This window comes from Maribacter sp. 6B07, from assembly GCF_002700155.1.
GTDB lineage: Bacteria > Bacteroidota > Bacteroidia > Flavobacteriales > Flavobacteriaceae > Maribacter > Maribacter dokdonensis.
In genome coordinates this window covers 2,219,199-2,233,347 of record NZ_PDUT01000001.1, presented here as the reverse complement: position 1 = coordinate 2,233,347, position 14,149 = coordinate 2,219,199, and the positions used below count along the sequence as shown (strand labels likewise).

Here is a 14,149-nt window from a genome sequence, read left to right as displayed (position 1 = left end):
CAAAAATATGTCTCAAAAGTCAATTTTAATCCTCTGCGGTGGCGGTCCTGCTCCTGGTATAAATACCGTGATCAGTACTGTGGCAAAGGCATTTTTAAAAGACAATTATCGTGTTTTAGGTTTGCATGAAGGTTTTAAAGGAATTTTCGATGACAATCCGCAAATCAAGGAGTTTGATTTCTTCCATGCGGATCGGATTTTTAGTAGAGGTGGCTCCACTTTGATAATGAGTCGTTTTAAACCTAAAAACGAAAAACTAAACACTAACCTGTTTATTGATAATAATGTAAAACTGTTGGTAAGTATAGGTGGTGACGACACCGCCTCTACTGCCAATAGAATTACAGGTTATCTAGAAAAAGAAGGTATCTCAATAGCCAATATTCACGTACCTAAGACTATTGATAACGATTTACCATTACCTGACAGAAACCCAACATTTGGTTTTCATTCTGCTAAAGATGAAGGTGTACGCATAGGTAACACAACTTATGAGGATGCGCGTACAAGCCAAAACTGGTTTGTTATGTCTACCATGGGAAGATCAGCCGGTCATTTGGCATTTGGTATTGCTGCAAGCTGCCATTTTCCAATGATGATCATACCAGAAATGTTTGATCGTACCGCAATCACCTTTGATAAAGTAGTACGCATGGTCATTTCATCAATGATCAAACGTAAAATTGAGAACATTCATTACGGTGTTGCCTTGATCAGCGAGGGAGTGTTTCATAACATGCCAGATTCAGAATTAAAAAAGTGTGATATAAATTTCACTTATGATGACCACGGGCACCCAGAATTAGGTAATGTTAGTAAAGCGCATATTTTCAATATGCTCGTTCAAAAGAAATTAAAGGAATTAGGTATAGATATTAAAAGTAGACCAGTAGAACTAGGGTACGAATTACGCTGTTGTAGACCTATAGGCTTTGACCTAACCTTATGTACAGTATTAGGTCTGGGCGTAAAAAAATTATTTGACGAAGGTAAAAGTGGTTGTATGGTCACTGCAAATTCTAGAGGTGAAATTACACCGTTATTTTTATCCGATATTCAAGATGAAAATGGTAAAATAGCTCCTCGTTTGGTCAATATCAATTCTGAGTTGGCGGAACTATGCTTCCAAAATTTATTCTATGTAGGTGAAGATGATTATGAAGATGCAAAAAAATATGTGGACCATCCTTCAGACTACGATTTCAACAAAATTTTAACCGAGAAATAAAAAATTCAAATGGCACAATATTCAAGAATAGAAGTAGCAAATGTAATGAAGGAATCTGGTATGGTACCTTTGTTCTACCACCCAGACATTGAGTTAGGTAAAAAGGTTTTACAAGCTTGTTATGATGGTGGTGCACGTTTAATGGAATTTACCGCTCGTGGCGATTTCGCTTTTGAAGTATTTTCTGAATTGAACAAATATGCTATTAAGAACTTACCCGGTATGATTATGGGTGTAGGTTCTATAACCGATGCAGCTGCTGCATCATATTACATGTCTATAGGCGCAAACTTTATAGTAACTCCATCTTTAAGAGAAGATATTGCTATAGTTTGTAACCGTAGAAAAGTATTATGGTCTCCTGGTTGCGGTTCATTGACCGAAATCAACAAAGCCGAAGAAATGGGCTGTGAGATCGTAAAATTATTCCCTGGTTCTTTATATGGCCCTGGTTTTGTAAAAGGCATTAAAGGACCTCAACCATGGACCAGCATTATGCCTACCGGTGGTGTAAGTACAGATGAGGACAACCTAAAAGGTTGGTTTGATGCAGGGGTTACCTGTGTTGGTATGGGTTCAAAATTAATCAGTAAAGACATTTTAAACAATAAAGATTACGCAGGTTTAGAAGCTTTGGTAAAAGAAACCTTGGCTACTATCAAGAAATTAAGATCATAAAGTATAGAGACAGTACCTGAAACATTCTTGTTATCGGGAAAGTCTTTTAAAAGTGCATATTTAAGTTGTTAGTTGGAAAAGGGCATTAAAATCATGGCAATACGCCAGATTTTGTGCCCTTTTTATTTGGACAAAATTCAAGATAGATAAAATTTTCAGCCAATAAATAATTAACAACCCAACATTTAGTTTTAAGTAACTATAACTATTTTAGACAGTTACCATCTTAGAAAAAATTCAATATTATTAATAGCTAATTAGTTTATATTTTAGAGGTATGAACAACAAATTAAGCATAATCATCCCTCAATTTATATTCCTTGCTTTATTTATATTTCTAATACCCAATCACTCCTTAGCACAAGTTTCAAAAGATAGTTCACTACATTACAGAAAAGCAATTCTAAACCCTTCTCAACCTCAAGACCTGCCCTCTGGCGTTCACTATTTTACCAAGAAAAAAGAGCGGGATATAGAATCAAAAGATACCTTAAATGCAATTTATGACCTTAGGCTGCTTTCTATAGCTGAATTTAAAATTGGTAATAATTTCAGTAGTGAAAATCATATTGTTGAAGCCCTTAATCTTATTGAGTCAATGCAGACCAAAGATACTTTGATCAACTCTAGGGTAGGTCTTTACAACCAATTAGGGCGTATTTATAGAGCATCCAACAATGCAACCGAAGCCATTAGAACTTTTGACAACGCATTACAAATTGCCAATAAACTAAGCGATAGTGTTATCATTTTGAACAATAAGGCCAATATCTACAAAGATCTTTTGGAGTATAAAAATGCATTGGACATTTATTCGTTTCTATTTGAAAAACGTTTTGATTTTGCCAACGATTATCAAACCACCTTGGTAACCGATAATTTAGGTCTTGTACAGTCTAAACTTCACATTCCAGAGGGATTGGATAATTTAAAAAATGCTTTAACACTTCGTCAAAAAAATAATGACCTTATTGGTCAGCACGCGAGCAACACTCATTTATCAGAGTATTACTTGGATAGAAAAGACACTACAAAAGCATTATTTTATGCAGAGAAAGCGCTATCCCTTTCAGACAAGATCAACAGTAGTTCTTTTAAACTAGAATCCATATCATTACTTATGAATATGGATAAGAATCCTCTTATTCATGAATATAAAAAACTGACCGACAGCATAGCCAATGCCAAGCAAATAGCAGAGAACAAAAATGCATTTCTAAAATATAATGTAGCCGAAGAACAAAAGAAAACTCAAGCCAGTATACTATTACAAGAAATAGAATCACGTAAGCGGTTGGCTTACCAAGCCCTTGCCTTTATTATTTTTCTAATTCTCGTTGGTTCTTATTTTATCTACAGAAACCGATACAGAAAGGCTAAAATCGAAGAAATCTATAAAACCGAAACCAGAATTGCTAAAAAAGTGCATGATGAAGTTGCCAATGACATGTATAAAGTGATGACATCTCTTGAGAACAATTCAGAAATTGACACTACTATTTTAGATGAAATGGAAAAAATCTACACCAAAACACGAGATATTTCTAGAGAAAATAGTGCAATTGACCTTAGAAAAGATTTTGGCAAGCAATTAAACGATTTATTGCTAGGATATAAAAACAGCAAAGTCAATATCATAACCCGTAACCTTTCTAAAATGCCTTGGGACGGTATTTCTGAAATGAAAAAAACAGCTATCTATAGGGTATTGCAAGAGCTCATGACCAATATGCGCAAACATAGCCACGCAACTTTTGTAACCCTAGTTTTTGAAAAAGAAGGAAAAAAAATTCATATTAATTATCGTGATAATGGCGTTGGATGTGATCTTTTTAAGAAAAATGGCCTTCAACATACGGAATCCCGTATCACTTCTATAAATGGAACTATTAATTTTGAATCCAAGCAAGGTGATGGCTTTAAGGCATCAATAATTATTTAATGCATGTTCAAAAAAGTTTTAATTGCGGAGGATATGGAAGACATCAATAAAGGTGTATTTTCATTACTGACCGAATTGGGTGTTTCACAAATAGATCAAGTTCAATATTGCGATGATGCCTATTTAAAAGTAAAAAGGGCGGATTTGGATTCGGTTCCTTTTGATCTTGTAATATCGGACCTATCATTTAAGGTGGACCACAGGTCACAGACTTACCCATCAGGGCAGGCTTTAGTGGCTAAACTAAAGTCAGATTTCCCTTCTCTAAAAGTCATTGTATATTCTGTTGAAGATCGCTTGCAAGCTGTGCGCACTCTCTTTAACCAGCATGATATAGATGCATATGTTTGCAAAAGCAGAACCGGACTTAAAAATTTGACCCAAGCTATTTGTGAAGTTGCTAAAGATGGAAAGTTCTTATCCCCAGAAGTTTCAAATGCATTTAGTGCCGAGAACGAACTGGAAATTGATGACTACGATATTTCACTTTTAGACAACCTTAGTAAAGGCTTATCTCAAGATGAGATCAGCGCACTCTATAAAAAAGAGAATATTTCACCTGCTAGCCTAAGTTCAATTGAAAAAAGATTGAACAAATTGCGAATACAATTCAACGCCAATAATGCCATTCACCTTGTGGCTATCGTAAAAGATTTAGGGCTAATCTAAAAATAAACCGTTGCCTTACGGAAAACCGTAATACTGTTAGTTATAATGGTGTTAGGTTTGTTCTTGCTTAGCAATAGGCACACTAACCAGAATTAAAATACATATTGCTATGGCCATCCTGCTGAAGAGGTATTTCGGGGGAACTGACCGATTTGGTAGGTATGGCCTATTTATAAAATAAGCATTTGGTTCCTTTTAAACCACAGCAGCAATATCAACCGCCACTTTTAATTTACTCTGTCCACTACCATAAACAACCCCTTTTAAAGGTGGTACGTCATAATAGTCCCTACCCCAGCCTACCACAATGTGTTGGTCTTTGGGTATCTGGTTGTTCGTTGGATCAAAATCTACCCAACCGAAACCTGGAATATAAATAGCAAACCATGCATGGGAAGCATCGGCTCCTATTAATTTTTCTTTACCAGGAGCAGGTAAGGTTTCTATATAACCACTTATATAGCGTGCCGGCAACCCTACAGACCGTATACAAGCAATGGCTATTTGGGCAAAATCTTGACAGACCCCTTTTTTTTCCTTCATCACTTCCTCTATTGGCGTGGAAATAGTGGAGAATTCCGAATCAAAATCAAAGTCGGTATAAATGCGTTGCATCAATTCATATGCAGCTTCAAAAACTGATCTATCGCCCTTAAAGGACAATTCTGCATAGTTCCTAATCGCCTTATCCGTCCTTCTAATAAAAATAGATTCCAGCACATATTGCTTAGCTTCCAAAGTTTCCGCATCCATCCCTTGTAATGCAGCTAGGGCATGGTTCATGGTAATATTTTTACATGCCTCGCTATTGAAAGATTCATGGTATTGGGCGTATTCCCGTTTAATCTTACTCTTTGTGGTTACTTTTAATGTTCTATGCTCGGTTTGAATGGAAAAACGGGTTATATAATTTCCAAAAAAGTCTTTACGCTCGGTAATTTCAGCTGGTTCAGGCGATATTTCAATGGCATAATCCAACAGTTCCTGGCCTTTTGATTCTCTAGGGCGTAACGTTGCAATATTATGACAATAGCTAACGGGAGCGTTATAGTCATACTTGGTAATATGTGTAATATTAAATATCATTATTAAATGGGAAATGACTGTGTAAACAATTGTGTTTGCTTGTCCGTATGATTAAAATAGGTGTTGGATATAGATTGTGAGGTTTTATACAACAAATCAGAAAGTTCTTTTAAAAGGGTATCTAACTGCTCTCTTGTAACATCTGTTTCAGATTTTGTCTGAACCAACTTAGAAGACTCTGCCAATCTTAACTTTGAAAATGCCTCAAATACAAATTTTTGATAGTTACTTAACTGATGGTCATGTTTGGAGTGTGGCAATCTTGCGATATCTTTTTGCAATCTATTGATCATAAAGGTCAATGAACGTGCATAATCTAGATCCAACACCACTAGATCCAACACATGTGCCAACTCTATATGAGAGCGGTAACTGTACCTGTATATATTAAGGCTTTCATGACTGGTCAACAGGTACTCCAACAAATCATACTCTACCTGCTCATCATATTTTATGGTCAATAAGGCCCTACATTTAGTAATATTCAAACTACTTTGCTCCAATTGCAACCCTATAAAGTATAATAGTAAACCTTGTTGCACCATAATACTTTCTTCAATAAGCCCCATAAATGCAATTAACCGGGTAATCAATTGATTTAGGACTTTCAGAATTTTATTTATGGAGTGATCATCACCATCTACCAGGGAGTTCCAAATTTTTTGGATATTCTCAAATACGCGCCACATATCCGAGGACCATAAATTACGGATGGAATAATAGGAGTTCCCGAACATACTTATGGTATGCGCCAGACTGCCTACCCTATTCTTATCTAAAATAACGGACAACATTTCTTCATACGGATTATCCATGGCCAATTTGCCATCTTTTGACCTTTCAACGAAGCCAGGATAAGTCCCCGTTAACTGTGTAACCGCTTTAAAAAGTACTTTAAGTTTTTCAGAATCGGGTTTTTCGTTTCTGTTCTGCACAATGGCCATTTGTCGCATTACCGTACGTAAAAAACGTGCATTTACCAATGTACGCCCCACATAGCGCCCCGCCCAATATAAATTTTCTGCCGTTAAGCTGGGTAAATCATTTAGTCCCGAAATGGCAATAGATGATTTTTGCTGCCAATGCCTATTTTTTTCTTCCACAATGGGTTCATCGTCCAATATCCAAAAATCTTTACTGGTGCCACCTCTTTGATTAGACACCCTTACCGTCTCGCCATCTGGTGCCACCCTAACCAAACCACCTGGCATTACGGAATAGTCTTTTTTAGATGCGATGCAAAACGCTCTTGCCACAACATTTCTTGGCGCTAATTTATCATTTGTAAAATTGGGAGCCGTTGAGAAATTAATCCGTTCCTGTGCAACAAAACGATAGGGACGCTCCAAAATGACTTTTTTAAGTTCATCCAATGCTTCAGCACTCATTAGTTCTCCAAAATAGATACTTTCCCTGTTGGTACGATCTATTCTTTTTATGACCAATTTTGATATGTTATCCAAGACAAAATTTCTTTCCTTTTCTTGTCCGCACCACCATGATGCGATCTGAGGTAATTTTAATTCCTCATCCATAAAGAATTTTGCTATGGCCGGCATAAACGGAATCAATCCCGGATTTTCAATAACTCCACTTCCTATGGGGTTTATGACCGCTACATTGTTTCTTCGTACAACATCCAATAATCCGGCTACGCCCAAATGTGAATCCTCCCGTAGTTCCAAGGGATCGGTAAAGGCATCGTCTACCCTACGCAATACCACATCGATCTGCTTTAAGCCTTGTAAAGACTTCATCCAAAGAAAGCCATCACGCACCACCATATCATTACCTTGTACCAATGGATATCCTAAGAAAGACGCCATATAGGCATGTTCAAAATAGGTTTCGTTATGTGAGCCTGGTGTAAGAATCACAATATTCGGATTTTCCTTTTTCCCAGGTGCGGCATCAATAAGCATTTGATTGAATTCCTGAAAAAATCCGGATAAACGCTTCACTTTCATTTCCGCGTACAAATCCGGCAGAATTCTACTGGTCGTGGATCTATTCTCTAAAGCATACCCCATACCTGATGGTGCTTCTGTTCTGTCATTTACTACCCATAAACGCCCATCTGTTCCACGGCATAAATCTGCGGCATAAATAGACAAATACTGCTCTAACTGAAGCTCCATACCGGAACATTGCCTAAGAAAACCCCTATGCCCATAAATTACTTCATAGGGTACAATACCGTTTTTTATTAATTTTCGGTCGCCGTAGACATCTTTTAACACCAAGTTGAGCAGTTCTGCCCTTTGCTTTAACCCTTCCTCTACCTCTGCCCACTCATTTTGGTGCAGCATAAAAGGAACCACATTAAGGTTCCAAGGTCTATGCATACCCTGTGGATCGTTGTATACATTATAAGTGACCCCATTTTCTGACAATAACCAGTCTATATCTTTTTGACGTGCCGTTAGGCCCGTGACCCCCAAGGTATCAAAACTGGTCAATAGTTTGTTCCAATAGGGTTTTATACCATTGTTCAATGAATACATTTCATCATTGCCCTGTTGGGTATCATAATTATTGAACCACGTGGTTTTTGTTGTTGGCATTACCTCTTCAATTACTTCTTACGCAAATCTGTTACATGTGGATACTCTGGGTTGACCGGCATCTCTTTGTATGCAAATGTATTTGAACCTTTCTTAGGTTCTACCATTCTGCCCGTAAAATTTGTTGAGGCCACCAATTCTGTAGGAGTTACCTCATCTTGTGTCATGCCAATATCCCAAAATCTATTTATTCTGCGCGATTCTGCTTCTAAGCTATTTACCGGATAGGTGTCATACGACCTACCACCTGGGTGTGCCACAAAATAGGTACAGCCACCAATCGACTTTTTGTTCCAATCATCAACTATATCAAATACCAACGGAGTATCTACCCCAATAGTCGGGTGTAAGGCAGACCATGGTTCCCAGGCCTTAAAACGCACTCCCGCTACGTACTCGCCCTTTGTTCCTGTAGAGCTCAATTCAATTTTAACTCCATTACAAGTTAACGAGTATCGCTTTTCATTAAAATTATTGACTTTTACCTGTACACGCTCTAATGAAGAATCTACATAACGGGATGTTCCGCCACCGGTCATTTCCTCACCAAGCACATTCCACGGTTCTATGGCCATACGCAATTCCATTTGTATGGTATTGACATCTACCATACCGTACAACGGGAAACGGAATTCAAAGAAGGGGTCAAACCAATCTAATTTGAACGGATATCCCGCTTGGTTCAACTGCTCTACAATATCCTTGATATCTTCTTTTACATAATGCTCCAGCAAGAATTTGTCATGTAATTCTGTACCCCAACGCACCAATTTGTGCTTGTACGGTTTTTTCCAAAACCATGATACCAACGTACGCACCAACAACATTTGCATTAAGCTCATTTGCGCATGAGGAGGCATATCAAAAGCACGTAGCTCCAAGATACCCAAGCGCCCGGAAGAAGAATCCGGAGAGTATAATTTATCTATACAAAACTCCGCTCTATGGGTATTCCCTGTTATGTCCGTCAACAAATGCCTGAACAGACGGTCAGTGATCCAAAACGGGACCTCTTTATCATCTGGTATTTGCGAAAAGGCAATTTCAAGTTCATACAAGTTCTCCAACCTTGCCTCATCTACTCGTGGAGCCTGACTAGTAGGCCCTATAAATGCTCCTGAGAACAAGTAGGACAGTCCGGGGTGATGTTGCCAAAAAGTCAAAAGACTTCGTAATAACTGCGGGTTACGTAATAACGGACTATCAGCCGGAGTTACACCGCCCAAGGTAACGTGATTACCACCGCCTGTACCGGTATGCTTACCATCTAGCATAAATTTTTCGGTTCCTAAGCGGGCCTGCTTTGCTTCGGCATATAAGGTTAGCGTATTGTCCGTAAGTTCTTGCCAGTTTTTCGCAGGATGTACGTTTACCTCAATAACACCTGGATCAGGGGTCACCTTTAAAACTTCCAACCTATTATCACGAGGTGGTTCATAGCCTTCTAGAATCACCGGAACTTTCAATTCTTTTGCCGTAGCTTCTATACTTGCCACCAAGTCCAAAAAGTCTTCGGCACTATCTAACGGAGGCAAATAAAGAAATAATTTATTCTCCCTGACCTCTGCACAAATTGCCGTACGCACATATGGGTGCTTTCTTGGGTGACCTATAGATTTTAATTTCAACCGTTTTTCCAATGCATCGCCAGGTTTTGGCAAATCCGGCGAGGGTTCAAACAACTCTACCTCTGCCGTTGGTTCTGAAGGTATTGGTGGGTCTTGGGGCAATGCCGCCAAAGGCAAACGAAGTCCTATAGCGGAATTACCGGGTGTAAGAAACAAATGTTTATTTCTAAACTTCCATTTGTTCGTAAGCCATTTATTGTTCTTTTTTGTCAAAGGATATACGTGACCTACTACTTCACCAATTCCATTTTCCAATATTTCACCCAATTTTCTGCGTAGGTGACCATCATCTTTATTGTATTTTTTAGGATTGACATCTACCGGTAATTTTCCTTCTTCCCATAAAAAGTAAAAGGCATCTTCATAGGCTGGCATTACACTGTTGGTCTTACAACCCAAATAGCCACCTAAGGTCTTTAAAAATCGTTTGGTAATATTTCTGGGCATTTTATATTCCTCAGAAAAAGATGCCAATAAACTTGGATCGTTCCAAATGGGTTTTCCGTCTTTGCGCCAGTGGATACCAATGAGCCAACGCGGCAAGGCCTCTCCAGGATACCATTTACCCTGTGCGTGGTGCAAGAGCCCCCCTTTACCAAATACCTCTAGTAACCTAATGGAAAGTTTGCTCGCCAGTTCCCTTTTGTGTTGACCATCTGCAGCGGTATTCCACTCCTCAGATTCCATATCATCTATAGAGACAAATGTAGGTTCGCCTCCCATAGTTAAACGAACATCATTGGCCTGCAATTCTTCCTCTACCTTAAAACCAAGATCATAGATTGCTTGCCATTGTTCATCTGTGTAGGGCTTGGTTACACGTGGCGATTCAAAAATTCTAGTAACCGAATTTTCAAATTCAAAGGTAGTTTCGGCAAAATCACTAAATCCGCTTACCGGTGCGGCACTTTCATAAGATGGTGTACATGCCAATGGAATATGACCTTCTCCCGTAAACAAACCAGATGTGGCGTCTAGACCGATCCATCCGGCACCTGGTAAATATACTTCTGCCCATGCATGTAAATCGGTGAAATCTTCTTCTGGCCCTGACGGACCGTCCAATGATTTTTCATCCGATTTCAATTGCACCAAATACCCGGAAACAAAGCGAGCCGCCAAACCTAAATGACGAAGTGTTTGCACCAGTAACCATGCAAAATCCCTACAAGAACCCAACTTAGCCTCTAAGGTCTCTTCACAGGTTTGTACCCCGGGCTCCATTCTCAACGTATAATCCAAGTAATTATACAATTTGCTATTTAACCCAATTAAAAAATCAATACTTCTTTGCGGAGTCAAATCTATCTTTGACAGCCACTCTTTCAACAACGGACCACTCTCCACTTTTTCCAAATAGGGCAAAAGTTCTTTCTTAGCCTCATCGGAATATTTAAATGGAAATTCCTCTACAGCTTCCTCAACAAAAAAATCGAACGGATTGATCGTTTTTAAATCGGCTATAATTTCTACATCAATTGACAGCTCAGTGGTTTTATCGGGAAAAACAATTCGTGCCAAATAATTTCCAAAAGGGTCTTGTTGCCAATTAAAAAAATGATTTTCAGGTTTAATTTTAATTGAATAAGCCTCTATTGGTGTTCTACTATGTGGTGCCGGACGCAACCTAAAAATATGTGGCGATAGATTTATACTTCTATCGTAGATATACTTGGTCTTGTGTTTAATTGCAACTTTTAATGCCATACGGTTGTGGGATTTCGGTACTACCTAATATAAGCACTATAATCAGCAAATGAATATAAGTAGGCGTGAATCACAAAATTTTTATTCAAATTGGAGTTGGAACGCTATTTATTGATAGATTGCTAATGTTAGGGGGTGTTTGTTGATCTTTTTTGGATGGGTTAACATTGAAAAAAAGATGGTGCTGAATAACGCAACCCAAGGGGTTACTATTTTTTTGTAAATTGAAACATACATAAAACGCTCTACTTATGGAAAAGGCACTGCAAACCATGATCGACAACATGCCTGAAAAGACAGGAAAATCATTGAACGAATGGAAGACCATTCTTAAAGAAAAGTCATTTACCAAACATTCTGAAGGTGTCAATTATTTAAAGAAAGAACACGGTGTTACCCACGGTTTTGCAAATACCATTGTTACCCTTTCAAAAGAAGAAAACCATGCTCCAACGGATTTGGTGGATCAGCAATACAAAGGGAAAGAAAGCCTACTCCCTATTTATGAAAAGCTGCTACTTGTAATAAAGCCTTTTGGAGATGATATTACCATAACCCCAAAGAAAACCACTGTAAGTATCATTCGTAAAAAGCAATTTGCATTGATAAAACCTGCTACCAAAACTAGAATAGATTTAGGATTAAAAATAAAAGACAAGCCAACTACTGAGCGCCTGCAAAATTCCGGTCCGTTCGGCACCATGTGCACCCATAGAGTTCAACTTACCGAAGTTTCACAAGTGGATACCGAATTAATTGATTGGCTAAAAGAGGCTTATGAAAAAGCTATTTAACACAACCCTTTCATTAATTATATCGCATTAAGCTATCATACATTTTCTTGGCACTGTACCTTTGTCCTATGAGTATTGAACAGACTGCCATAAAAACAACATACTTTAGCATTGTAGGTAACATTCTCTTGGCCCTTATTAAAGGTTTAGCGGGATTCTTTGGTAATTCTTACGCTCTTATTGCAGATGCCATTGAATCTACCACTGACATCTTCTCCTCTATTTTGGTGTTATTAGGATTTAAGTATGCAGAAAGACCAGCAGATGAAAATCACCCTTACGGTCATGGTAAAATAGAACCCATTATTACTTTTTTAATTGTTGCTTTTCTAGTGATATCTGCAACCGTTATTGCCTATGAAAGCATTGATAACATACAAACTCCACACAAAACTCCAAAATCATGGACATTAATAGTTCTTGGCGTTATCATTCTTTGGAAAGAAATCTCATACCGAATCGTCATTAAAAAAAGTAAGGAAACCAATAGTACTTCGTTAAAAGCGGACGCTTGGCACCATAGAAGTGATGCCATAACATCAATCATGGCTTTTATAGGTATTTCAATTGCCCTAATTTTTGGAAAGGGTTACGAAACGGCCGATGATTGGGCCGCCCTATTAGCATCGGGTTTTATTCTTTACAATAGCTACCTAATCTTACGACCTGCGTTAGGCGAAATAATGGACGAGCAACGGTATGACGAACTATTGGAAGAAATACGTAAAAAATCACTGGAAGTACCCGGGGTTACCGGTACAGAAAAATGTTTTATACGAAAAGCCGGAATGAAATTTCATATTGACCTCCATGCCATGGTAGATGGCACTATATCGGTTACAAAAGGGCATGATATTGCACATTTACTAGAAGACCATCTACATCATGAAATTCCGAACCTTGGTCACATATTAATACATATTGAACCTGATGATTTGTAACTAAACCCCCAAATGCAACAAGGCCAAAGCATCTTCTGTTTTTCCTTCTGCCAACCACTGTTGTGCCAGTTTGTGCAATGCTACAGCATCTTCATCGCCGTTTAGTATAGATTTCACCTCAGCATGTGCAGCAATAGCAGCAATAGCTTCTTTAGTAGGCAATTGTTCTAAATTACCTAGTCTCCCTAAATTATTTCCTGTTAAAACCGAGCTATTACGAACAGCTTCGGGCAACATATCTACTCCTATTCCTTGGGTACGTATAGGTTTTGGAATTTCAAACAAAGCATCGCCACTAGCCCGGCAATACCAATTACCACCCATACGGGATACCAAGTCTAACTTGGGCGTATCCAATTTTCCTTCGGCATCTAAAAATGCTTTCTTTACGTGTATCTGAACCACTTTTGCCAACACTAGATTTCCTGCCCCTGGACCATCACCCAGTGCTATTACTTGGTCAACAACACACTCAAAAGCTACGGGAGCTTCCCCTACTCTCGGCGGCTTTACCTTATCACTTGGTACTTGCGTTAATCCTGATTTTACAAATTCATTTACCCCATCACCGTATTCCGTACTTGATAATGACATTTGCTCTACCATGTCATAATTCACGATATTGATTACCGTTTCCTTTACTTCCAATACATTTTCCAAGGTGTGCTTGGTGGTATTGTCACGACCTCTTCTAGAAGGGGAAAAAATCATGATTGGCGGGTTTACACTGAATAGGTTAAAATAACTGAACGGACTCAAATTTACATTGCCGTCCTTATCAACTGTGCTGGCGAAACAAATAGGTCTTGGCGCTACAGCAGATAATAAATACCCATGCAGTTCTTGTTGAGATATACTTGCCGGGTCTATTGTATTTATTTCTTCGTGTTGTGACATTGTGCTCATATTCTA

The 14,149-nt window shown here is 38.4% G+C and carries 10 protein-coding genes; 6 read left to right on the top strand and 4 right to left on the bottom strand.

Features of this window, described 5'->3' with window-relative positions:
• Positions 1-7 precede the first annotated feature (7 nt).
• The 4 genes from CSC80_RS09435 (at position 8) to CSC80_RS09420 (ending at position 4,517) form a co-directional block, all read left to right on the top strand.
• Positions 8-1,228 carry a 6-phosphofructokinase gene (locus tag CSC80_RS09435; RefSeq protein WP_099191245.1) on the top strand — a complete coding sequence of 407 codons (1,221 nt, stop codon included), beginning with the start codon at positions 8-10 and terminating at the stop codon, positions 1,226-1,228.
• 9 nt (positions 1,229-1,237) lie between these two features.
• Positions 1,238-1,906 (top strand): bifunctional 4-hydroxy-2-oxoglutarate aldolase/2-dehydro-3-deoxy-phosphogluconate aldolase, encoded by a 669-nt coding sequence (locus CSC80_RS09430; RefSeq protein ID WP_071340327.1) that lies wholly within the window; start codon positions 1,238-1,240, stop codon positions 1,904-1,906.
• Between the two features lie 277 nt (positions 1,907-2,183).
• The gene (locus CSC80_RS09425; protein WP_099191243.1) at positions 2,184-3,848 is read left to right on the top strand and encodes a hypothetical protein; all 1,665 of its coding nucleotides are present in this window, start codon (positions 2,184-2,186) and stop codon (positions 3,846-3,848) included.
• A gap of 3 nt (positions 3,849-3,851) precedes the next feature.
• Positions 3,852-4,517, top strand: a complete 666-nt coding sequence (locus tag CSC80_RS09420; protein WP_099191241.1) for a response regulator — start codon at positions 3,852-3,854, stop codon at positions 4,515-4,517.
• A gap of 195 nt (positions 4,518-4,712) precedes the next feature.
• On the opposite strand, the gene CSC80_RS09415 is transcribed toward CSC80_RS09420, so the two are convergent.
• Genes CSC80_RS09415 through CSC80_RS09405 form a run of 3 tightly spaced genes read right to left on the bottom strand, consistent with a single transcriptional unit; the run spans position 4,713 to position 11,502 of the window.
• Positions 4,713-5,603, bottom strand: coding sequence for a transglutaminase family protein (locus CSC80_RS09415; RefSeq protein WP_099191239.1), 891 nt, complete (start codon positions 5,601-5,603; stop codon positions 4,713-4,715).
• A gap of 2 nt (positions 5,604-5,605) precedes the next feature.
• Complete coding sequence (locus CSC80_RS09410; RefSeq protein ID WP_099191237.1) at positions 5,606-8,167, bottom strand: circularly permuted type 2 ATP-grasp protein; 2,562 nt, start codon at positions 8,165-8,167, stop codon at positions 5,606-5,608.
• 11 nt (positions 8,168-8,178) lie between these two features.
• Positions 8,179-11,502, bottom strand: a complete 3,324-nt coding sequence (locus CSC80_RS09405) for a transglutaminase family protein (RefSeq protein WP_099191235.1) — start codon at positions 11,500-11,502, stop codon at positions 8,179-8,181.
• A gap of 251 nt (positions 11,503-11,753) precedes the next feature.
• Between CSC80_RS09405 and CSC80_RS09400 the strand changes: the two genes are divergently transcribed.
• Together CSC80_RS09400 and CSC80_RS09395 are read left to right on the top strand one after the other, a co-directional pair.
• A complete protein-coding gene (locus CSC80_RS09400; protein WP_074669982.1) occupies positions 11,754-12,296 on the top strand; it encodes a DUF4287 domain-containing protein in 543 nt (180 codons plus the stop codon).
• A gap of 68 nt (positions 12,297-12,364) precedes the next feature.
• A complete protein-coding gene (locus CSC80_RS09395) occupies positions 12,365-13,237 on the top strand; it encodes a cation diffusion facilitator family transporter (protein WP_099191233.1) in 873 nt (290 codons plus the stop codon).
• On the opposite strand, the gene CSC80_RS09390 is transcribed toward CSC80_RS09395, so the two are convergent.
• Entirely contained in the window at positions 13,238-14,134 is an 897-nt protein-coding gene (locus CSC80_RS09390; RefSeq protein WP_099191231.1) for a flavin reductase family protein, read from the bottom strand.
• Positions 14,135-14,149: the final 15 nt, after the last annotated feature.